Raw genomic sequence first — 21,566 nt, forward strand, 5'->3', positions numbered from 1 at the left:
CGCGGCCCGATGCGCAGGGGGCGCACGCCCACGCGTCTTCCTTAGCACACAGGTCCGACGCGTTGCGATGGCCGCGAATGTCAGCGTTCGCGCGTCAGGAAATGCCGCGCATAGGCCTCGCGCAGCTCAGTCTTCAGGATCTTGCCGGTCGCGGTATGCGGAATTTCATCCACGAACACGATGTCGTCGGGAAGCTGCCATTTGGCGACGTGGGCGGAAAGATAATCGCGGATGGAGGCGGCGTCGGGCGTCGTGCCCGGCCGGATCACGGCGACCAGGAGCGGCCGCTCGTCCCATTTGGGATGCGGAATGCCGATCACAGCCGCCTCGGCGACATCCGGGTGACCGACCGCGGCGTTTTCCAGGTCGATGGACGAGATCCACTCTCCGCCGGACTTGATCACGTCCTTCGAACGGTCCGTGATGCGCATGACGCCGTCGGCGTCGATCGTCGCGACATCGCCGGTCTTGAACCAGCCCTTGTCGTCCACGAAAGACCCCTCCTGCCGGAAATAGCCGTCCGCCACCCACCAGCCGCGCACCATGAGGTCGCCGAAGCTCGTTCCGTCGTGGGCGAGCGTCTCGCCGCCGTCTCCGACGATCTCGATCTCGACGCCGTAGAGCGGCCGTCCCTGGCGCGAGCGGATCTCGTCGAGCGCCTGCGCATCGAGCGTGGCCTCCCCGTGCGAGACGCGAGCGATCGTGCCGAGCGGGCTCAGCTCGGTCATGCCCCAGAAATGCACGATCGTGACGTCGTGGCGCTCACGAAACCGCGTGATCAGCGAAACCGGACAGGCCGAACCGCTGACCACGAGCGTGCGCAGCGTCGGCAGGGTCCGGCCCTCCGCCTCCAGAGATTGCAGGACACCCAGCCAGATCGTCGGGACGCCGCAGGAAATCGTCACCGCTTCCGCCACGACGAGTTCGGTGATGTCCGCACCGCCCAGCTGGTTGCAGGGCAGGACCAGCTTCGCGCCGGCCAGCATCGCGGCATAGGGAAGTCCCCACGCATTGGCGTGATACATGGACGAGGCCGGCATGACGCAATCGCGGGCGGAAATGCCGAACGCGTCGGGCATCACCGAGGCATAGGCGTGGAGGATCGTGGAGCGATGGGTGTAGAGAACACCCTTGGGATGACCGGTCGTTCCCGAGGTATAGCAGAGCGCGGCGGCCGTTTCCTCCGGAAATTCCGGCCATTCGAAGACGTCGTCCTCGGCCGCGAGAAGCTCTTCATAGCAAAGGACGCCGGCAAGTCCCGCATCGTCCGGCATCTCCTCGCGCCGGCAGAGCGCCACGAAGGTGCGGACCGACCCGCAGTTCCGCGCAATGTCCACCACCAGGTCCGTAAAGGTCGGATCGAAGAACAACACCGTGTCTTCGGCATGATCGACGATGTACTGAATCTGATCGATGAAGAGGCGCGGATTGATGGTGTGGCAGACCGCGCCCGACCCCGAGATCGCATAATAGAGTTCGAGATGGCGATGGGTGTTCCAGGCGAGCGTTCCGATGCGGTCGCCCGCCGTCACGCCGATGCGGCGAAGCGCGTTGGCAAGCTGGCGGGCGCGCTGCGCGGTCTCGGCATAGGTCGTGCGATGGATCGAACCGTCGATCTGGCGTGAGACGATCGGCGTCGCCGCGTTCACCCGTGCGGCATGCTCGATGAGGGAGGAAATCGAAAGCTGTCGATCCTGCATCAGGCCTTGCATCGCGAACCACTCCCTGCCGCTTCATCGCAAATCCGTGCCATAGCGCAATTTGCTGCACTGCGGCAAACGATGAAACGGCAGGGCCGGATCCAAGGGCGTCAGCCCTTGAGGCGGTCCCACCCTGCGTCGGGCGTGAAGCGGGGACCGTGCTTTGCGGCGAGACGGTTCATGGTCGAGACGATCTCGTCCACGCCGCGCGTCTTGGCATAATGGATCGGGCCGCCGCGGAAGGGTGCGAAACCGGTGCCGAAGATCATCGCTCCGTCGGCCACGTCCTCGTCCTTCACGACGCCCTCGCGCAGACAGGCGACGACGGCATTGAGCATGGGCAGGATCAGGCGATCGATCAGGTCGGGATCGTCCTTCGACCCGTCCTTCAGCGCCTCGACGGGCTTCTTGATCGGCTTGCCGCTCTCGTCGAACTTATAGAGCCCCTCGCCGGTCTTGCGGCCGAGCTTGCCCTCGTCGACGCGCTTCTTCAGCCAGGCGGGCGTTTCCGGAAAGTTTCCGCCGAGGCGTTCGCGCAGCGACGTCGCGACATCCAAGGCGACATCGAGACCCACCTGATCGTTCAGCTCGATCGGGCCCATCGGCATGCCGAACCGCTCGGCGCGATCGTCGATACGCTCCTTCGGAATGCCCTCGTCCATGAGGATCATGGCCTCGGCCATGTAGGGAAGCAGCGCGCGGTTGACGAGAAAACCCGGCGCGGACTTGACCGGGGCCGGCAGGCGAGAAAGCTCCACGGCGAAGTTCGTCGCCCGCCGTGTCGTCTCCTCGCTGACCGCGTCGTGACTGACGATCTCGATCAGCTGCATCCGGGAGACCGGGTTGAAGAAATGCAGGCCGACGAAGCGAGAGGGATCGGACAGGCCTTCGGCAAGGTCCGGCAGCGGCAGGGCCGACGTGTTGGTCGCGAGAATCGCGCCCTCCTTCATCTTCGCCTCGACGTCCGCATAGATCTTGCGCTTGAGATCCAGTTTTTCCGGCACGGCCTCGATGATGATGTCGGCACGGGCGATGCCGAGCCCGTCCGTGTCCGGGATCAGCCGGTCGAGCGCCTCACGCACCTTGATCGGGTCCTTCAGGACCGCCTGCAGCATTTTCGACGCGGCCTTGATCGCCTTGCCCATGGGCTTGAGGGAAACGTCGCCGAGCGTGACCGTGAAGCCCTGCTTGGCCGACCATGCCGCGATCTCGCCGCCCATGGCGCCCGCACCGATCACATGCACATGGCGAATGCCGGACTTGCCCTGGCGCAGGCCGCGCATGGTTTCGCGCAGGAAGAAGACGCGCACGAGATTGCGTGAGGTTTCGGTCTCGACGAGGTCGGAGAAGCTGAGGATCTCCGCCTCCTGCATCGCCTTTTCCGAACCGCCATGCTGTTCCCACAAATCGATCAGCGCGTAGGGCGCGGGATAGACGTCCTTCTTCGCCTTCTCCGCCGTTTTCCGGCGCATCTGTTTGGCGGCCAGCGAGCGGGCGGGCTTCAGTCCGAAGGCGCTCCTCTTCAGGCTGCCCGAATCCGAACCGATCTCGTCGTGACGCGCCGCCTCGATCGCGCTTGCCACATGGCGCTCCTCGACCACCGCATCGACGAGGCCGATGGATTTCGCCTTTCTGGCGCTCACCGACTTGCCGGTCAGCATCAGTGTCATGGCCTCCAGCGGATCGGCCTTCATGGTGGAGCGGTAGGTGCCGCCGAGGCCCGGGTGCAGGCCGAGCATGACCTCCGGAAAGCCGAGCGAGGCGTCCGATACGGCGATCCGCTTGTCGCAGGCGAGCGCGAGTTCCAGTCCACCGCCGAGGCAATGGCCGTGTATGACGGCGATCGTCCGGGCCTGTACGTTCGCCAGCCGGTCGAGGATGAGATGGGCTTCCCGCAACATGCCGCGAATATCGCCGGTCGAAGCCCCGACGAACTGGTTGATGTCGGCGCCGGCGGCGAAACCGGCAGGCTTTGCCGAGCGAATGACGACGGCCGCCGGCTTCTGGTCGACGATATGGTCGATATGTCGTGCAAGCTCCGCCAGCACGTCGCGATTGATCGTGTTGACCGACTTTCCCGGGCAATCGAGCGCGAGCCAGTAGACATAATCCTCGTCGATCGCTCCGCGCCAGTTTCCGTCTGGCTCCGCAAGGCGTACGGGCCCGAGTTCGAGAGCACGGTCTGCAAGTGCGGAAAGCATTCTACCCATCGGTCATCTCTCTCGTCGTTTGGGGTCGCGGCCCGCCACGATCGCCGACGAAACCGTCGTCTGGACCGATGCGCCCGCGCAAAGGAGCCCGACCGGACCGGCACAGGGCCGTCCGGTCGTCACGAAAATCCGGCGCTCAAGCCGCTTCCAGCAGCATGGCGCCGCCCTGCCCGCCGCCGATGCACTCCGTCGCGATGCCGCGCTTCCTGCCGAGGCGCTTCATGGCGTTCGCCAGATGCAGCGTGATGCGGTTGCCGCTGGTGCCGACGGGATGACCCATCGAGATCGCACCGCCGTCGACGTTCAGATTGTCGCGCGCGATCCGGCCCCCTGCGCCGTGAAGGCCGAGCACGGTGTCGGCGATGTCCGGGGTGTCGAGCGCCTCGACACAGGACAGGACCTGCGCGGCGAACGCCTCGTTGATTTCCCACAGATCGACATCGGCGACCGCCATTTTCTGGCGCTTCAGGATCGGCGCGGTCGAGACGACCGGACCGAGCCCCATGATCGAGGGGTCGAGCGCGCCCCACTCGGAATCGACGATGCGTGCCAACGGCGTCAGCCCGTGCTTCTCGACGGCCTCTTCCGAGGCGAGGATCACCCAGGACGCGCCGTCGGTGATCTGCGAGGAATTGCCGGGGGTCACCTTGCCATAGGGTCGCTCGAAGACCGGCTTCAGCTTGGCGAGGGACTTGACGTCGGAGTTGGGGCGGTTGCCGTCGTCGTGATCGTAGACCGAACCGTCGCGCGCCACCATGGACAGCATTTCGTGCCGGAACCAGCCTTCCCGGGTCGCTTGGGCGAGCCGGAGATGGCTGTCGACGGCGTAGGTGTCGGCGTCACGGCGGGTGATGTTGAACAGATGCGCCAGGATCTCGGCGGTCTGGCCCATGTTGAGATTGGTGATCGGATCGGTCAGTCCGCGCTCGAGCCCGATCACCGGCTTCAGGAAATCGGGTTTGAGCCCGCCGAAGACCTTCAGCCTGTCGCCGGTCGTCCGGGCGCCGTTCAGCCTGGCGAACCAGTCCACCGCACCGCGCCTAAGGACGAGCGGCGAATGGCTGAGCGCCTCCGCGCCGCCCGCCATGACGATATCCGCCGTGCCGCGCTCGATGTAGCGGAACGCGGTGTCGATCGACTGCATGCCGGAGCCGCAATTGATCTGCACCGAAAAGGCCGGCGTCTCGTCGGACAGACCGAGCCTCAGGGACGCGACGCGCGCCGGGTTCATCTCGTCGGCGATCACGTTGACGCAACCCAGAATGACGAGATCGATCGCGGTCTCCGGAAACGGCTGGCGCATCAGCAGGGGCCGCCCGCACTGGACCGCAAGATCCACGGGCGTGAACGGACCCGGCTTGCCGCGCGCCTTGATGAAAGGCGTACGGGCACCGTCGACGATGAAGACCGGTTTCGGCATTATTCGGCAGCCTCACGATGGGTTTCAGGGGTTTGCTGGTTCGAGCCGCGCGCGTCCTCGGCCGTCAGGTGCGAGATCTCGGACAGCTTGAACGAATCGACCATGACGACCTTGCGCTTGGCGGCGAGATAATTCGACAGCGTGTCGAACTCCTCGGTCGTGATCACGCCCTGGTCGCGCGCGACCTCGCTGTCGCGAACCTTGGCCTGGCGCATCTTCTTCTCGATCGGCTCGACTTCGACGGCAAGCTGGAAGGCCCGCTCGAGGTCCTGCAGCGGGTGGTTGTCGCGGCCTTCGCCGAGATAGAGATCCGGCGTCAGGCGATCGCGCTGGGACGAGGGACGCATCAGGATATCGGCGACCTCGCGGACGAGTTCGTCGGACGGCGCCTGATAGGGGACCCCGAGCGGGAACGCGACGAAGCGCGTGAACGCTGCGGCCCAGCGGGCCGGCATGTTGTCGAGAACGCCGTTGAAGGCGAGCGACATGCGGTTGATGCCGTTCTGCATGATGAACTCGATGATCGGCTTGTCCGCCTCGGGCCGACCTTCGTCCTCGAAGCGCTTGAGGCTCGCCGAGAGCAGATAGAGTTCGGACAGAATGTCGCCGAGGCGGCCCGAAATCATCTCGCGGCGCTTCAGGCTGCCACCCAGCGTCAGCAACGAGAGATCCGACAACATGGCGAAGGCCGACGAAAGCCGCGACAATTGCCGCCAGTGACTGGTGAGCGCAGCCTTCGGCGCCGGCGCAGCGAGACCGCCGGTCCAACCGCGCAGGAAGGCCCGGAACACGTTCTTGGCCGAATGGCCGACATGGCTCCAGAACGCCTTGTCGAAATCCTTCAGACCACGTGTCTGATCCTCGTCGGAAAGCGCCAGAAGCTCCGTCAACATGTAGGGGTGCGCGCGGATCGCGCCCTGGCCGAAGATCATCAGGCTGCGCGTCAGGATGTTCGCGCCCTCGACGGTGATGGCGATGGGGACGCCGCGATAGGCCGCCGCCAGATAGTTCGACGGCCCCTCGATGATCGCCTTGCCGCCCAGAATATCCATGCCGCGCTCGATCGATTCGCGCATGCGATAGGTGGCGTTGGATTTCATGATCGCCGAAATGACGGACGGCTTGTGGCCCTCGTCGAGCGCGGCGACCGTCAGGCGGCGCGCCGCATCGACAAGATAGGCGTTGCCGGCGATGTCGGCGAGCGGCTCCTGAATGCCCTCGAACATGCCGATCGGCACGTTGAACTGGGTGCGCACGCGCGAATAGGCACCGGCGGTCCGGGCGCAGAGCGCCGTGGACGCGCTCGACTGCGACGGCAACGAGATGCCGCGACCGGCGGCGAGCGCCGTCATCAGCATCGTCCAGCCCTGGCCGATCTGCTTCTCACCGCCGAGGATCCAATCCATCGGGATGAACACATCCTTGCCGTAGAGAGGACCATTCTGGAAATAGGTGTTGAGCGGCACGTGGCGCTCGCTCTGGTCGACGCCCTTGGTCGAGGTCGGGATCAGCGCGACCGTGATGCCGAGATTCTCGCCGCGACCGAGATGGTTCTCGGGGTCGCGCATCTTGAAGGCGAGACCCATGACGGTCGCCACCGGTGCGAGGGTGATGTAGCGCTTCTCGAAGTTGAGGCGGATGCCCAGAACCCGCTCGCCCTCGTGCTCGCCATATTCCACGACGCCGACATCGGTCATGGCGGCGGCATCGGAGCCGGCTTCCGGCGATGTCAGGCCGAAACACGGAATTTCCCGCCCGTCCGCAAGGCGCGGCATCCAATAGTCACGCTGGGCGTCGGTGCCGAAATGCAGCATGAGCTCGCCGGGTCCCAGAGAGTTCGGGACCATGACCGTCACGCCCGCCGCGACCGAGCAGGACGAGATCTTGCGCACGACCTCCGAATGGGCGGTGTTCGAGAAACCGAGCCCGCCATACTGCTTCGGAATGATCATGCCGAAGAACTTCTTCTCGCGCATGAAGGCCCATGCCTCGGGCGCGAGATCATGGTCCTTGTTGATGATCTGCCAGTCGTCGATCATCTTGCAGAGTTCGGTGGTGGGACCATCGAGAAAGGCCTGCTCCTCCGCCGTCAGGCGGGCGGGCGGCATGTCGACGAGGCTCTGCCAGTCGGGATTGCCGGTGAACAGTTCGCGGTCGAACCAGACGGTTCCCGCATTGATCGCCTCGCGCTCGGTTTCCGAGATCGCAGGCATCACGCCCTTGGCCCATTTGAAGATGGGACGGGTCAGTTTTTCGGCTCGCCAGGACATTGTTTTGCGCTCCTCATTGCCTCGCCCCGTCCACCCTTGGTTAACGTAGGCGATTCGAATTGGTTTCCAGACCATCCATGACGAGCGGACCCGAAAATCTCGCGATCTCGGGTCCGTCACAATGGTCGCGACGGTATGGCTACACCTTACGTAAACGGAAGAGGAAAGTGAAGGGGGGAAGCGGCGACGCGATGTCGCTTCGCGGATCGATCGGTCGGACGGCGCAGCCTACGGTGGAAAGCCGGGGCAATGCGCTCCGGGCAAGGCGAGGGCCCGATCCGGAGCGAGCAGTGCTTCGGCCTTAAATCGAAATCGATTTTCGGAAAGCCTGACGCGAGAAATCCCGCGGATTGCTAGAGCATCGTCCGCCTGGACAGACGCACGATGCTCTAAGCGGCCGCGGTCGGCTTTGTCAGTGCGGCAAGGGCCGGATAGAGCGCACGGTACCGGCGATAGGCATCCTCGAACGCTTCCACCTGCGACGATGAAGGTTCGAACGTGCGCGCGATCGGCGGCATGGTCATGACGCTCGCGGCCGCCTCGCCGGTCGCCGCGCACCGGCCGAGACGGGCGGCGCCCAGCGCGGCCCCGAAGTCGCCGGCCTCGGGCAGGACGATCTCGGTCTCGAGCACCGTCGCCATCAGTTGCAGCCAGTAGGCGGAGCGTGCGCCGGCCCCCACCGCGACGAGGCGGGTGGCCCGAGACGATGCGGCACCTGCTTCCAGGCAATCGCGCATCGAGAAGGCCACCCCTTCCATCACCGCGCGGGTCATGTCCGCGCGGCTCGTCCCGGCTTCGAGACCGACGAACACGCCCCTGATGTCGGCATCGTTGTGCGGTGTCCGCTCGCCGGACAGGTAGGGAAGGAAGAGCAGCCGTCCGGGCTCGGCAACCGTGTCGCCGAGGGCGCCTGTGAGGGCGGCGGGTTTTTCCTGCAGCAGGCCGGAGAGCCATTCGATCGACCCGGCGGCAGACAGGGTCACGCCCATCTGGTGCCACAGACCGGGGATGGCGTGGCAAAAGGTGTGGATCGCCGTATCGGCGGCGGGATGATAGCCGGCGGACGGCGTGAACAGGACGCCGGACGTGCCGAGCGAAAGAAACCCGCTGCCGGGCTCCGAGACGCCGACCCCGCAGGCGGAGGCGGCATTGTCCCCGGCGCCACCGGCGACGGTCACGCCCTTTCGAAGGCCGAACCGTTCGGCGAGGCCGGCGCGCAACGTTCCCGAGGCCTCGGTGCCTTCGACGAGGCGCGGCATGTGCGAGCGCGACAGATGCGTGCGGTCCAGCATCCTGTCCGACCAGTCGCGCGCGCCGGTGTCGAGCCAGGCGGTCCCGGCGGCGTCCGACATGTCGGAAACCTTCTCGCCGGTGAGCCATAGCCTCAGATAGTCCTTCGGCAGGAGCACGGCGGACACCTTGTCGAAAATCTCGGGTTCGTTGGCACGCACCCAGTCGAGCTTCGGAGCGGTGAAGCCGGGAAAGACGATATTGCCCGTGATCCGCCGGGCCTGCGCATCGTCGAGCGATGCGGCCTGCCGGGCGGCCCGCGTGTCGTTCCACAGGATGCAGGGCCGAAGCGGTCCCTCGTCCGCGCCGATCAGGGTCGCGCCGTGCATATGGCCGGACAGGCCGATGCCCTCGACCGCGGCGAGCGCCTCGCCATGCTCGGCTCCGAGCCTCGCGAGCACCGCCTCGCAGGCGACGATCCAGCTTTCGGGATTCTGCTCGGACCAGCCGAAGGCCGGCCGCTCGACGGAGAGGCTCTCGCTCGCCGAGGCCAGCGGCAGGCCGTCCTCCCCGACGATGAGCGCCTTGAGGGAGGACGTACCGAGATCGAGGCCAAGGGTAACGGGCATGGGGTGGGTCCGGCTGTTGTGAACGGGCGCAGAATCGCCTGCCATCGTGTAGCCGAAAGCCTGGTTTCGGCAAGTCTTCGCCTTACCCGATCCGCCTGCCCGTCGCCCGTTCAGACCGTGTTCTGGACGGCGACGTAGCCCGCATAGGCCAACAGCAGCGCGGCGCCGACGCCGCGTCCGACAATGGTCACCCTGTACAGGTAGAGGGCGGCGGCAGCGGCGACCGCGATCATGATCGGCCCGTCGACGCTCGCGAACCGGTCCGCCACCGGAATCGGGCTGATGATCGCGGTGATGCCGAGAATGCAGAGAATGTTGAAGATGTTCGAGCCGACGACGTTGGCGAGCACCACTTCGGCCTCTCGTTTGCGCGCGGCGACGATCGCGGTCGCAAGCTCCGGCAGGGAGGTGCCGATGGCGACGATCGTCAGGCCGATGACGGCTTCCGAAATGCCGAGATCGCGGGCAATTCCCGTCGCGCCGTCCACCATGAATCGGGCGCCGAGAACCAGCATGACGATGCCCGCGACGACGAAGAGGCCGGCGGGAAGCGGCGCAAGGCCAGGCGCCTCCTCCCGAAGCTCGACCTGCACGGCCTTCCTGCGCCGGCGTTCCAGACCGTAGCTGACGACGAGGTAGACGCCGAGCGCCGCAAACAGGCCGATGCCCATGACCCGGTCGATCGTGCCGAACAGGAAGAGCGCGCCGATCAGAAGGGACGCCGCGACCATGACGACGAGATCGCGCCGAATCGACGTGTCCGTGTTGGCGATCGGTGCGATGACGGCGGCCACGCCCAGGATAAGAAGAATGTTGGCGATGTTGGAGCCGACGACGTTGCCGATGGCGATATCGGGCGAACCGGCGAGCGCTGCCTGGATGGACACGAGCAGTTCAGGGGCGCTGGTGCCGAATCCGACGATGACGAGCCCGACGATCAGCCGGGACAGTCCGAAGCGTATCGCGATCGAAGTGGCGCCCTTTACGAGGCCTTCGCCGCCGATGAACAGCAGGACGAGCCCCACCGCCAGAAACGCCAGATCCCACACAAGTCCCATACGGCTTCGTCCCTTCGCTCGTTTCGTTCGGGCGCATCAACGCCCCCCAGGCTCCCGACATGGGCCCGCAGGGGCGCGTTTGGTAGAAGCCATTCGGCGGAATCTGAGCGAAAAAGGCCCGGCTTTGCGGCATTCTCGGCGACGGGTCGGCGACCGCCGTACCCCTGCTGGGACGGCGTGCCTATTCGGCTGCGATCATGCCGACGTCGGCGGCGCCATCGATCCGGTGCGCTTCGAATGTCGCGCGGTCGACCGATGGAAGCGCCTCGAACGCGGGCTTGGCGAAATAGTAGCCTTGCATCAGCCGGACGCCCGCGCTGCGCAGTTCGCGCAACTCCGCCTCGGTCTCGATGCCTTCGGCCAGCACCATGATGTCGAGCTGCCTGGCGACCATGAGAATCGCCGCGACGATCGATCGGCGTGCCGGCGAGGCGTCGATGTTCCGCACGAGATGCATGTCGATCTTGATGAGATCGGGCTGGAAGTCGGCGAGAAGCCCGAGCCCGGCATAGCCCGCGCCGAAATCGTCGAGGGCCGTGATGAAGCCGACGCGCCGATATTCCTCGATGATCCGGTGCAGATGCGCCACGTCGACGACCTGCTCGCCTTCGGTGAACTCGAACATGATCGAGGTCAGCGGCAACCGGTTCTTGCGCGCCGCCGCGAGCGTGCCGCGCAGGCATGTCGCGGGATCGTAGATCGCGTTGGGCAGGAAATTGATCGACAGCCGGGTTCCCTCGCGATCGAACAGACCGGCGGCCAGTTCGATCGCCTTGGTGCGGCAGGCCTGGTCGAAGCGGTATCGCTGTTCCTCGGTCACCTGGGAGAGGATCGACCATGCCCCCTCGCCCGCAAGACCCCGCACCAGCGCCTCGTAACCCCAGACCCGCTCGCCGACGATGTCGACGATCGGTTGGAACGCCATCGAGAACGCAAAACCCAGCGGCTTCGACGTCCGGCAGCCTACACAACTGGTTTTTGACATGTCAGGTTCTCGAACTGCGTCTTAAGGTAGCGATCACACTGAAGCGATTTCCTTGCCGGATCCTTAACGCCGCCGGTTGAAACACTGTTTTCCAACATGCGAACCGGCTCGAAACCCTGCCCCCCGGGAGCAACGCTCCCGGAGGATCGAAGCTCGGCGGCAATCCTCAGCTCTGCGCGGACAGACAGTCCTTCAGCGATGTCGCGAGATTGCGCATCAGTTCGAAGTAGAGGTCCGGCCCGTCGGCCAGGGTTGCGCCGAGCGGGTCGAGCGTCCCTGCGCGGGCGCTCGTGCCCTCGATCAGAACATCGACGAGCTTCGGCTCGAACTGGGGCTCGGCAAAGACGCAGGTCGCCTTCGTCCTCTCGATGGTCTCCCTCACCTCCGCCACATGGGCAGCGCTCGGCGTGCGGTCGGGGCTCACCGTGACGGACGCGTCGGGCGTGATTCCGAATCGCTCGGAAAAATGGGTGTAGGCATCGTGGAAGACCACGAAATGGGCGTCCTTCACCGGTTCGATTTCGGTCTCGATCTCACCTTCCAGCGCCGCGAGACGCAGTTCCAGGGCTTCGGCGTTGGCGGCGTAGGTCGCGGCATTCTCCGGATCCGCTTTCGAGAGCGCTTCCTCGATCCGGTGGACCATGCTCGCCGCCTCGTCCGGGTTGAGCCACACATGCGGATCGCCGCCCTCGTGCGAATGCCCGTGCGCCGCTTCGGCTTCGGTGCCGTGTTCGTGCTCGTGTTCGTGTTCGTTTTCGTGGGCATGGCCCGCTGCTTCGTGCGCATGCTCGCCCGAGGAAGCGCCCGCTTCGCCTTCGTGCGCGTGCCGGTCGGCGCCGTGCTTCTCGCTTTCCTCGTGGCCAGCATGCGCGCCGCCATCCCCATGGCTTTCCAGCGCGGCCTCCATCAACGGCACGGATGCACCGGCGCCGAGTGTTTCGATCGGCCGCGCGAGGAATGTCTCGAGGATCGGACCCACCCAGAAGACGAGGTCGGCATCCTGAAGCATGGCGGCCTGGGTGGGGCGCATCGCATAGGCGTGGGGCGACCCGGCACCCTCGACGATGAGTTCGGGCTCGCCGACCCCGTCCATGACGCCAGCGACCAGGGAATGGATCGGCTTGATCGACGCGACGATCTTGGGCGCAGCCTGCGCCGCGACCGAGACGCCGGACGCCAGCAATGCAAGGGTGACGAGCTTCAACGTGTAGCGAGTTGAGAAAACAAGGTTCGGCATCGTTCGATTCTCCGCGACAGGGCGAGTTGCATGTTATAATGTTACACGACAAGACTGTTATAATGTAACATCCATAAAGCCAAGCCCCATGATGAAATTCGGATCTCACAGCCCCTCGAGGACGCCGCACCCCCTGCCGACGCAGACATTCGGGGAAGGCGACGCTCCACTCGTGTCGCTCCGTGGTGCCGGCGTCTACCGCTCGGGACGCTGGCTTCTGCGCGGCATGGACCTCGACGTGGCGCCGCGCGAGATCGTCACGCTGATCGGCCCGAACGGGGCCGGCAAGTCGACGACGGTCAAGATGGCGCTCGGCATCCTGGCGCCGGACGAAGGCAGCGCCGAACGCAAGGCATCGCTACGCGTCGGCTACGTGCCGCAGAAGTTCGCCATCGACAGGACGCTCCCCCTCACCGTCGAGCGGTTCATGCGGCTGACCCAGCGCCTGACCGGGGACGAGATCGCAGAGGCGCTCGCGCGCACCGGCGTCTCGCACCTGTCGAGGACGCAGGCCGGCAATCTTTCGGGCGGCGAGTTCCAGCGTGTGGCACTGGCGCGCGCCATCGCCCGCAAGCCGGATCTCCTGGTGCTGGACGAGCCCGTACAGGGCGTCGATCTCGGCGGCGAGGTCGCGCTCTACGAACTGATCCAGGCGATCCGCACCGAGATCGGCTGCGCGGTGCTGCTGGTCAGCCATGATCTCCACCTCGTCATGGCCGCCACGGACCGCGTGCTGTGCCTCAACGGCCATGTCTGCTGCCATGGCGCGCCGCGGGCGGTTGCCGCCATGCCGGAATACCGGTCGCTCTTCGGGGCGCGGGCCGCCGAGGCACTGGCGGTCTACGAGCACGATCACGACCACGTCCATCTGCCGGACGGACAGATCGCCTACGGGAACGAAGAACAGGCGCCCGCGGCGGCGCATGGCGGCGTCGACGCTTGCGGCCACGACCATCGTCGCGGCGTCCACACCCTCTCGCATGAGCCCGGCGCGCCCGCCCATGCCCATGCGCACGGGACTGGCGCGACCGGCGAGACGCGCGTCGGCGCCCGCGAGGAGACCGGCCATGCTCGATGATTTCTTCACGCGCGCGCTCGTCGCCGGCATCGGCGTCGCGCTCGTGGCGGGGCCGCTCGGCTGTTTCGTCGTGTGGCGGCGTCTCGCCTATTTCGGCGACACCCTCTCCCACGCGGCGCTTCTCGGCGTGGCGCTCGCCTTCCTGTTCGAGGCGAACGTGACGATCGCCGTGTTCGCGGTCTCGCTGCTCGTCGCTTTGTCGCTGCTCGCCTTGCGCCGCTCCGGCTCGATCGCCTCCGACACGCTGCTCGGCCTTCTGTCCCACTCGGCGCTCGCCATCGGGCTCGTCGCTTTGTCCTTCATGGCAAGCGTCCGAATCGATCTGATGGGCTATCTGTTCGGCGACATTCTGGCCGTCTCCCGTCTCGATATCCTGCAGATATGGTTGGGGGGCGCCGCCGTGCTCGCCGTTCTCGCCCTCATCTGGCGCCCCTTCTTCGCGGCGACCGTCAGCGAGGAGATCGCCAGCGGGGAAGGTCTGTCGCCGCGCAGGACCGAACTCGTCTTCATCGTCCTGATGGCTGGCGTCGTCGCCATGGCGCTGAAGATCGTCGGCGCGCTTCTCGTCACGGCACTGCTCCTCATTCCCGCGGCGACCGCGCGCCGTTTCGCGCCGAACCCGGAGATGATGGCCGTCCTGGCGGCGCTGATCGGCGCCTTGGCCGTCATTCTCGGGCTTTACGGATCCCTCAGCTTCGACACGCCGTCCGGACCTTCGATCGTCGTGGCGGCGCTGATCCTGTTCATCGGCTCCCAATTGAAATTTCCCGCGAACCGCAACGCCCCGCCACCCGCCGACATGAAGGACGCGTCCCGATGAGCGACGATCGCCACGCCCATGCGCCCATCCAGAAGCTGACACGCAACCAGTCCCTGGTTCTCGGCGAATTGCGGGGCGCCGAGCGCCCGATGAGCGCCTACGCGATTCTCGACCGGCTGCGCGCCGAAGGGCTGAAGGCGCCGCTTCAGGTCTACCGGGCACTCGACAAGCTGGTCGCCATCGGCAGTGCCCACCGTCTGGAGAGCCTGAATGCGTTCGTCGCCTGCAGCCACGGCGGATGCAGCGATCATTCCGCCACCGGCTTCCTGATCTGCGAGACCTGCGGAAGCGTCGCGGAGTTCGAGGACGAAGACCTGTCGGACGATCTCACCCGACGGGGCGAGGCCAAGGGCTTTGCCGTGCGCCGCGCCAATATCGAGCTGATCGGCATGTGTTCGATCTGCAACGCGGCGTGACGCTTGCGCCGCGCGGTGAACGCTGCGGTTACGATGTGTGATGGAACTGTCGTCTTCGCGATCTATTAGAAAGGTAAGCTGACCGCATGGCGACGAAGATCCGTTTTGGAACGGATGGCCGCCGCCGCGGTGGATCGGCAATCTTAAAGATTTCAAGGACACTCATCATGGCAACCAAGCGCCAGCCAACGCTGCATCCCACCAAGCATCCGCTTTCCGAGAACACGCGCGGCGCGATGGTGGAACTTCTGCAAACCCATCTCGCGACGGCCCTCGACCTTACCTATCAGACCAAGCAGGCCCACTGGAACGTGAAGGGCATGAACTTCATCGCCGTTCACAAGCTCTTCGACGAGCTCCACGAGACCGCGGAAGAATATGTCGATTCGATCGCGGAGCGTCTGACTGCCCTGGGCGGCCAGGCCAAGGGCACGGTCCAGGCGGCGTCCGAGAACTCGATTCTCGAGCCCTATCCGCTCGATCTCGTCGATTCGGAGGCGCATCTTCGCCGCCTGTCGGATTCCTATGCCGTCTGGTCGAAGGCCCTGATGGCCGCGATCAGCGAAGCCAGCGAGGCGGGCGACGATCTGACCGAGGACCTGATCACCGAGGTCGGGCGCGGCATCGACGAGGCTCTCTACTTCCTCGAAAGCCATTTTCAGGTCGTGAAGACGGACTGATCCGCCGACGTTCGATATGTCGGAGAGGAAGCGCTGCGGCGATGCCGCGGCGCTTTCTTCGTTTGGGGCGATCGATTCCTATATCGTTGCGATAGTCCGCGAAATTCGAATCAGGATTGCATGTGAAGGACGAAGGCGACCTTTTCCCCGCACCAACCGTCCCCGTCCTCGTGCCGCTTCCGGTCGATGGGCCCTATTCCTACGCGGTGCCGGAGGGAATGGCGGTCAGGCCGGGCTCGATCGTGCAGGTGCCTCTCGGGTCCCGGCAGGTCGCCGGCGTCGTTTGGGATGCGGACGCGGGCGGATCCGTCGATCCGAAGAAGCTGCGCGCGATCACGCGGGCCTTCGATTGCCCGCCGCTGACCGACGAGATGCGCCGCTTCATCGACTGGGTCGCCGACTACACTCTCTCGCCTCCGGGTCTGGTCGCCCGCATGGCGCTTCGCGCACCCGCAGCGTTCGACCCGGAGCCCTGGATCGAGGGGCTTGAGCTCGGCGAAACAAGGCCCGACCGCATGACGGAGGCCCGCCGCCGGGTGCTCGAAACGGCGGAAGAGACGTCGGTCTGGACGAAGTCCGGGCTTGCCCACGCGTCCGGCGTGACCGCTTCGGTCGTCGACGGCCTCGTCAAGGCGGGCACGTTCCGGGCCGTCCGCTTTCCCCCGCCGCCCGCCGTCGCCGAGCCCGACACGGCCTATGGACGCGCCGCGCTCAGCCGCGAGCAGGACGATGCGGCCAGTGCGCTGGCCACGACCGGTGCCGAGGACGGATTTTCCGTGACGCTCCTCGAAGGCGTGACCGGCTCGGGCAAGACCGAGGTCTATTTCGAGGCGGTCGCCGCCGCACTCGATGCCGGGCGGCAGGTGCTGATCCTCCTGCCCGAAATCGCCCTCACCCAGAGCTTTCTCGACCGCTTCCATGCACGATTCGGCGCGCCGCCCGCCGAATGGCACTCGGACGTGTCGCCGAAGATGCGCGAGAAGATCTGGCGCCAAGTCGCGGAGGGTCGGGTCCGCGTCGTCGCCGGCGCGCGCTCGGCGCTGTTCCTGCCGTTCGAAAATCTTGGCCTGATCATCGTCGACGAAGAGCACGACCCCGCTTACAAGCAGGAGGACCGCACCTTCTACCATGCTCGCGACATGGCGGTGGTGCGCGGCCGTGTCGCGAACTTCCCGGTCATCCTCGCCTCGGCCACGCCCTCTGTCGAAACGCGGGTCAATGCCGCGCAGGGGCGTTATCGCCATCTTCTCCTGTCGAGCCGGTTCTCCAATGCCGCCTTGCCGGACCTGTCGCTGGTCGACATGCGGCGGGTGCCGCCGGCGCGGGGACGGTTCGTCTCGCCGCTGCTTCTGACCGCGATCAGGGAAACGATCGCACGCGGCGAGCAGGCGCTCCTGTTTCTCAACCGGCGGGGCTATGCGCCGCTGACGCTGTGCCGGGTCTGCGGCCACCGGTTCCAGTGCGCCTCCTGCTCGACCTGGCTGGTGGACCATCGTCTGCGTGGCATCCTGCAGTGCCACCATTGCGGCTTTCAGACCCCGCGCCCGGAAGCCTGCCCCGAATGCGGAACGCTGGATCATCTGGTGGCCTGCGGTCCCGGCGTCGAACGCATCGCGGAGGAGATGCTGACCGATCTGCCCGAGGCGCGCACCATCCTTCTATCGTCCGACCTGCCGGGCGGCGCGCGGCGCCTGAGGCGCGAGCTCGATGCGATCGCCGACGGCGAGGCCGACATCGTGATCGGCACCCAGCTCGTCGCCAAGGGGCATCATTTCCCCATGATGACGCTCGTCGGCGCGATCGACGCGGATCTCGGCCTTGCCAATGGGGATCCGCGCGCGGCCGAGCGGACCTTTCAGCTCCTGCACCAGGTGACGGGGCGGGCCGGACGCACCGGCCGGGCCAGCCGGGGCATGATCCAGACCTATCAGAGCGATCATCCGGTGATGAAGGCGATCGCGTCCGGCGATGTCGAGGCGTTCTATTCGCGGGAAATCTGCGAACGCGAGCGATCGCAGCTGCCGCCGTTCGGGCGGCTCGCCGCCATCATCGTGTCGGCCAACACGCGCAAGGAGGCCGAGACCCATGCGCGCGAGATCCGGAAGGCCGCACCCGACGATCCCGATCTCGAAGTGCTCGGCCCGGCGGAAGCGCCGCTCGCCGTCCTGCGGGGGCGGCATCGCTTCCGCCTTCTGATCCAGGGTTCGCGCCGCGCCCCGCTTCAGTCCTATTTGCGTGAGACGCTCGCGCGGGCGCCCAAGCCGCGCGGCTCGGTACAGATGCAGATCGACATCGATCCGCAAAGCTTCTTGTGACGCCGCGCACCTGCCGTTACGTTCCGGGTGCGTCGAGACAGTGCGAACGCCGGGAGATGGACTGAGCATGAGAACCGTGGGCGAAACGAAACGCCATTTTTCCACCTCGATCGCGACCGCGCTCGTCACGATCGCCGGCCTCACCCTTTCCGCCTCCGCCCAAAGCGCATTGTCCGGCATGCCCGACGAAGGCGCGCTGAAACCACCCCCCTTCGAAAGCACCGTTCCGGGCCAGTCGAAACAGGCCAATCTCGGCGACCCGTCGCGCAGCCTCGTGCTCGGCGAACTGCATTGGGCGCCGATCGAGAGCCAGTGCGGCTTCACCGGCGGCACGGACGCGGCACCCGTCATGAAGACCGAGAAGGCCCAGCCCCTGGTCTTCGTCACCATGGCATCGCCGACCGGCGAGACCACGCCGCCGCTCGAGCGCGGCTACATCATGGCGAACGGGATCGTGCGGGAACTGGAGCGGGGCAAGTCCGCACCGAACAAGCAAGGCACGGTCATCACCGTGTGGCGCTCGGCGGGCGAGCCCCGGATCAACGTGTCCGTCGCGATCTCCGAGACGAAACAGACCGAAAACGGTGTCGAATATATCGGCTCGATGACCGTTCACTGGGGCGACAAGAAGGAGGATGTCGAGATCCAGGGCCGGTGCGCCGAGCAGCACGGAGCCTCGAGCGAGCGTTGACGCCAGCCTCGGCGAGCGCCCGCGCGTTCGCCGTCCGGACCCTGCGACAGGGCGGTCGCCGCATGGGGTGCGGGGGACGAAGCCACCGTTCGACGAACGGCCTTTCGGCGCGCTTCGCGTCCGCCCGGTGCGACCAAATCGCGTCCGTCTCTCCGTGGGTGCTTGCCCCGCGTTGACGAAACCGTAAGCTGGCGGCCACAACGCGCCGCACCCTTGCGGCCAAACGACAACTTCAAGAGGCGTTCCGTATGTACAAAGCTCCCACGGAAGAGATCGCCCACATTCTGCGGCATGTGGCAGGTCTCAACGCGGCGATCGATGCCGGCAAGGCCGGCGATCTCGACGGCGACGTGCTCGACGCGATCGTCGAGGAGGCCGGCCGCTTCGCGAGCGAGCGAATGGCCCCCGCCCTCGCCGACGGGGACCATCAGGGCGCGCGTCTGGCGAAAGGGGACGTCACGACCCCCGAGGGCTGGCCGACGATCTATCGCGAATGGCGCGAAGGCGGCTGGAACGCCCTCACCGGCCCGCAGGCCCATGGTGGCCAGGAGCTGCCCATGGCGCTCTCCACCGCCCTGTTCGAAATCTGGAATTCGGCCTCGATGGGCTTTGCCATCGGCCCGTCCCTGACCATCGGCGCCGTCGAGGCATTGATCCAGCACGGCTCCGACGCGCTTCGGGCGCGCTATCTCGACAAGCTCGTCTCCGGCGAGTGGATGGGAACGATGAATCTCACCGAGCCGCAGGCCGGCTCCGATCTTTCCGGCATGAAGACCCGCGCCGAGCCCGCCGGCGACGGCACCTACCGGATCTTCGGCTCGAAGATCTACATTACCTATGGCGAGCAGGATTTCACCGACAATATCGTCCATCTCGTGCTTGCCCGCCTGCCGGATGCACCGGCCGGCGTGAAAGGCATCTCCCTCTTCCTCGTCCCCAAATTCCTGGTGAACGAGGACGGCTCCCTCGGAGCCCGCAACGATGTCGTCTGCAGTGCGCTGGAAAAGAAGCTCGGCATTCACGGCTCGCCGACCTGCACGATGATCTATGGCGACGGGACGGGCAACACCGGAGAGCGCGGTGCGATCGGCTGGCTCGTCGGCGAGGAGAACCGCGGTCTCGCCTGCATGTTCACCATGATGAACAATGCGCGGCTGCTCGTCGGCATCCAGGGCGTCGGCGTCGCGGAGGCGGCAACACAGAAGGCGCTGGACTTTGCCAGGGAGCGCCGGCAGGGCCGCTCGACGCGCCTTGCGAAGGGACCGGAGGGGAAAAGCCAGATGTCGGCGATCGTCGATCATCCGGACGTCGCGCGCATGCTGTTGACGATGAAGGCGCTGACCGGCGCCGCACGCTCGATCTGCTATGCCTGCGGCCACGCCGGCGACATGGCGAAGCACCACGCCGGGACGGGGGAAACGGACGCGGCCAGATCGTGGAAGGATCGCGTCGACCTTCTGACGCCGATCGCCAAGGCGTTTTCCACCGATATCGGTGTCGAAGTCGCCAATCTCGGCATCCAGGTGCATGGCGGGATGGGGTTCGTGGAAGAAACCGGCGCGGCAAGGCTCCTGCGCGACGCCCGGATCGCGCCGATCTACGAAGGCACCAACGGCATCCAGGCGATCGATCTCGTCACCCGCAAGATCGGGCTTTCGGGCGGCGGCGCGGTCGAAAGCTACATGCTCGAACTGCGCGCGGTCCTCGAAGCCCTGGAGGGCCGCGACGCGCCCGATTTCGGCCGCTCCGCCGCAGCGCTCGACGCCGCCCTTCGGGAACTGGAGACGGCGACCCGCTACCTGCAGGATGCGCTGGCGCGCGGCGAGACGGATACCGCGCTCGCCGGCGCCACCGCCTATCTGAAACTGTTCGGGCTTTGCGCCGGCGGCATCTATCTGGTGAAGAGCGCGCTCGCCTCCGACCCGGACGGCGCGCGCACGGCGCTCGCCCGCTTCATGGCCGAAAACCTCCTCGCCGAATGTGCCGGCCTGTCGACGCAGGTCCGCGAGGGCGCCGAAAGCCTTGCCTTCGGGCGGATCGCACTCGGACTGGAGGCCGCATGAGCCAGCATATCGAAACGTCGAAGGCCGATGGCGTCCTGACCATCCGCCTCAACCGCCCCGACAAGAAGAACGCCCTGACCCGCGAGATGTATAGGCAGATGACGGCGGGCTTTGCGACAGCCGCGTCCGACGAGACTGTCGGCTGCATCCTCATCACCGGGACGCCCGGCGCGTTCTGCGCCGGCAACGATCTCGCCGACTTCATGGAGATCGCCCGAGGCGGCGGCCTGCCGAACGAAGTGCGCGATTTTCTTCATGCGCTCGCAAAGGCCGAACTGCCGGTCTTTGCCGCGGTCGATGGTCTTGCCATCGGCATCGGCACGACGATGCTGTTCCATTGCGACATGGTTCTCGCGACTCCGCGGTCGGAGTTCAAGACGCCCTTCGTCGATCTCGGCCTTACGCCGGAGGCCGCGTCCAGTCTCATCGCGCCGCGCCTGATGGGCGCGCAACGCGCGTTCCAGATGCTGGCCATGGGGCGGCCGTTCGATGCCGCCTTCGCACGAGAATGCGGGTTCGTGACGGAAATCGTCGCCGACGACGTGGAAGGGTCGGGATTTCGCGCCGCCAAGGCCCTCGCCGCCAAGCCGCGCGAGGCCGTGCGGCTGACGAAGGCCCTTATCCGGGGCGACCGCAGCGACGTTCTGTCCTGCATCGACGACGAGATCGAGATCTTCGCACGGCGCCTCGTCTCGAGCGAAGCGCGACAGGCGTTCGAAGCCTTCTTCAGCCGCAAGGGATGAGGCATTGGACGACGCCTGCCG

16 protein-coding genes are annotated in these 21,566 nt (G+C 66.1%); 8 read left to right on the forward strand and 8 right to left on the reverse strand.

The annotated features are described in order from the left end of the window. Positions 1 to 80 precede the first annotated feature (80 nt). The 8 genes from U0C82_RS00320 to U0C82_RS00355 all read right to left on the reverse strand — a co-directional run bounded on the left by U0C82_RS00320 (position 81) and on the right by U0C82_RS00355 (position 12,739). Positions 81 to 1,712, reverse strand: coding sequence for a long-chain-fatty-acid--CoA ligase (locus U0C82_RS00320; RefSeq protein WP_322184736.1), 1,632 nt, complete (start codon positions 1,710 to 1,712; stop codon positions 81 to 83). 98 nt (positions 1,713 to 1,810) lie between these two features. After that, the gene (locus U0C82_RS00325) at positions 1,811 to 3,910 is read right to left on the reverse strand and encodes a 3-hydroxyacyl-CoA dehydrogenase NAD-binding domain-containing protein (RefSeq protein WP_322184738.1); all 2,100 of its coding nucleotides are present in this window, start codon (positions 3,908 to 3,910) and stop codon (positions 1,811 to 1,813) included. 136 nt (positions 3,911 to 4,046) lie between these two features. Next, on the reverse strand, positions 4,047 to 5,330 hold the full coding sequence (locus tag U0C82_RS00330) for an acetyl-CoA C-acetyltransferase (RefSeq protein ID WP_322184740.1): 1,284 nt from the start codon (positions 5,328 to 5,330) through the stop codon (positions 4,047 to 4,049). After that, positions 5,330 to 7,600, reverse strand: a complete 2,271-nt coding sequence (locus U0C82_RS00335) for an acyl-CoA dehydrogenase (RefSeq protein WP_322184742.1) — start codon at positions 7,598 to 7,600, stop codon at positions 5,330 to 5,332. The genes U0C82_RS00330 and U0C82_RS00335 overlap by 1 nt, the downstream gene beginning before the upstream one ends. A 389-nt stretch (positions 7,601 to 7,989) precedes the next feature. Then, positions 7,990 to 9,459 carry a xylulokinase gene (gene xylB / locus U0C82_RS00340; protein ID WP_322184744.1) on the reverse strand — a complete coding sequence of 490 codons (1,470 nt, stop codon included), beginning with the start codon at positions 9,457 to 9,459 and terminating at the stop codon, positions 7,990 to 7,992. Between the two features lie 110 nt (positions 9,460 to 9,569). Continuing rightward, positions 9,570 to 10,517 (reverse strand): calcium/sodium antiporter, encoded by a 948-nt coding sequence (locus U0C82_RS00345; protein WP_322184746.1) that lies wholly within the window; start codon positions 10,515 to 10,517, stop codon positions 9,570 to 9,572. Between the two features lie 181 nt (positions 10,518 to 10,698). Then, complete coding sequence (locus tag U0C82_RS00350) at positions 10,699 to 11,502, reverse strand: EAL domain-containing protein (protein WP_322184748.1); 804 nt, start codon at positions 11,500 to 11,502, stop codon at positions 10,699 to 10,701. Positions 11,503 to 11,668: 166 nt separating this feature from the next. Continuing rightward, positions 11,669 to 12,739, reverse strand: coding sequence for a zinc ABC transporter substrate-binding protein (locus tag U0C82_RS00355; protein WP_322184750.1), 1,071 nt, complete (start codon positions 12,737 to 12,739; stop codon positions 11,669 to 11,671). Between the two features lie 226 nt (positions 12,740 to 12,965). On the opposite strand from U0C82_RS00355, the gene U0C82_RS00360 reads away from it, so the two are divergent. The 8 genes from U0C82_RS00360 (at position 12,966) to U0C82_RS00395 (ending at position 21,545) form a co-directional block, all read left to right on the forward strand. Next, entirely contained in the window at positions 12,966 to 13,817 is an 852-nt protein-coding gene (locus tag U0C82_RS00360; protein WP_322185950.1) for an ATP-binding cassette domain-containing protein, read from the forward strand. After that, a complete protein-coding gene (locus U0C82_RS00365) occupies positions 13,807 to 14,637 on the forward strand; it encodes a metal ABC transporter permease (RefSeq protein ID WP_322184752.1) in 831 nt (276 codons plus the stop codon). The genes U0C82_RS00360 and U0C82_RS00365 overlap by 11 nt, the downstream gene beginning before the upstream one ends. Beyond that, entirely contained in the window at positions 14,634 to 15,053 is a 420-nt protein-coding gene (locus U0C82_RS00370) for a Fur family transcriptional regulator (protein WP_322184754.1), read from the forward strand. The genes U0C82_RS00365 and U0C82_RS00370 overlap by 4 nt, the downstream gene beginning before the upstream one ends. Before the next feature lie 167 nt (positions 15,054 to 15,220). Further along, on the forward strand, positions 15,221 to 15,733 hold the full coding sequence (dps, locus tag U0C82_RS00375) for a DNA starvation/stationary phase protection protein Dps (RefSeq protein ID WP_322184756.1): 513 nt from the start codon (positions 15,221 to 15,223) through the stop codon (positions 15,731 to 15,733). Positions 15,734 to 15,855: 122 nt separating this feature from the next. Then, on the forward strand, positions 15,856 to 18,048 hold the full coding sequence (locus U0C82_RS00380) for a primosomal protein N' (protein WP_322184758.1): 2,193 nt from the start codon (positions 15,856 to 15,858) through the stop codon (positions 18,046 to 18,048). Between the two features lie 67 nt (positions 18,049 to 18,115). Next, positions 18,116 to 18,739, forward strand: coding sequence for a hypothetical protein (locus tag U0C82_RS00385; protein WP_322184760.1), 624 nt, complete (start codon positions 18,116 to 18,118; stop codon positions 18,737 to 18,739). 248 nt (positions 18,740 to 18,987) lie between these two features. Further along, the gene (locus U0C82_RS00390) at positions 18,988 to 20,802 is read left to right on the forward strand and encodes an acyl-CoA dehydrogenase family protein (RefSeq protein ID WP_322184762.1); all 1,815 of its coding nucleotides are present in this window, start codon (positions 18,988 to 18,990) and stop codon (positions 20,800 to 20,802) included. Beyond that, entirely contained in the window at positions 20,799 to 21,545 is a 747-nt protein-coding gene (locus tag U0C82_RS00395) for a crotonase/enoyl-CoA hydratase family protein (protein ID WP_322184764.1), read from the forward strand. The genes U0C82_RS00390 and U0C82_RS00395 overlap by 4 nt, the downstream gene beginning before the upstream one ends. Positions 21,546 to 21,566 lie beyond the last annotated feature (21 nt).

The sequence above is a fragment of the Fulvimarina uroteuthidis genome, from assembly GCF_034321785.1.
Lineage (GTDB): Bacteria > Pseudomonadota > Alphaproteobacteria > Rhizobiales > Rhizobiaceae > Fulvimarina > Fulvimarina uroteuthidis.

Coding starts and splice junctions, on each gene's coding strand:
- U0C82_RS00345 (WP_322184746.1), bottom strand. CDS start 10,517: ATGGGACTTGTGTGGGATCTGGCGTTTCTGGCGGTGGGGCTCGTCCTG.
- U0C82_RS00390 (WP_322184762.1), top strand. CDS start 18,988: ATGTACAAAGCTCCCACGGAAGAGATCGCCCACATTCTGCGGCATGTG.
- U0C82_RS00335 (WP_322184742.1), bottom strand. CDS start 7,600: ATGTCCTGGCGAGCCGAAAAACTGACCCGTCCCATCTTCAAATGGGCC.
- dps (WP_322184756.1), top strand. CDS start 15,221: ATGGCAACCAAGCGCCAGCCAACGCTGCATCCCACCAAGCATCCGCTT.
- U0C82_RS00350 (WP_322184748.1), bottom strand. CDS start 11,502: ATGTCAAAAACCAGTTGTGTAGGCTGCCGGACGTCGAAGCCGCTGGGT.
- U0C82_RS00385 (WP_322184760.1), top strand. CDS start 18,116: ATGAGAACCGTGGGCGAAACGAAACGCCATTTTTCCACCTCGATCGCG.
- U0C82_RS00325 (WP_322184738.1), bottom strand. CDS start 3,910: ATGGGTAGAATGCTTTCCGCACTTGCAGACCGTGCTCTCGAACTCGGG.
- U0C82_RS00370 (WP_322184754.1), top strand. CDS start 14,634: ATGAGCGACGATCGCCACGCCCATGCGCCCATCCAGAAGCTGACACGC.
- U0C82_RS00320 (WP_322184736.1), bottom strand. CDS start 1,712: ATGCAAGGCCTGATGCAGGATCGACAGCTTTCGATTTCCTCCCTCATC.
- U0C82_RS00395 (WP_322184764.1), top strand. CDS start 20,799: ATGAGCCAGCATATCGAAACGTCGAAGGCCGATGGCGTCCTGACCATC.
- U0C82_RS00330 (WP_322184740.1), bottom strand. CDS start 5,330: ATGCCGAAACCGGTCTTCATCGTCGACGGTGCCCGTACGCCTTTCATC.
- U0C82_RS00355 (WP_322184750.1), bottom strand. CDS start 12,739: ATGCCGAACCTTGTTTTCTCAACTCGCTACACGTTGAAGCTCGTCACC.
- U0C82_RS00360 (WP_322185950.1), top strand. CDS start 12,966: ATGGACCTCGACGTGGCGCCGCGCGAGATCGTCACGCTGATCGGCCCG.
- U0C82_RS00365 (WP_322184752.1), top strand. CDS start 13,807: ATGCTCGATGATTTCTTCACGCGCGCGCTCGTCGCCGGCATCGGCGTC.
- xylB (WP_322184744.1), bottom strand. CDS start 9,459: ATGCCCGTTACCCTTGGCCTCGATCTCGGTACGTCCTCCCTCAAGGCG.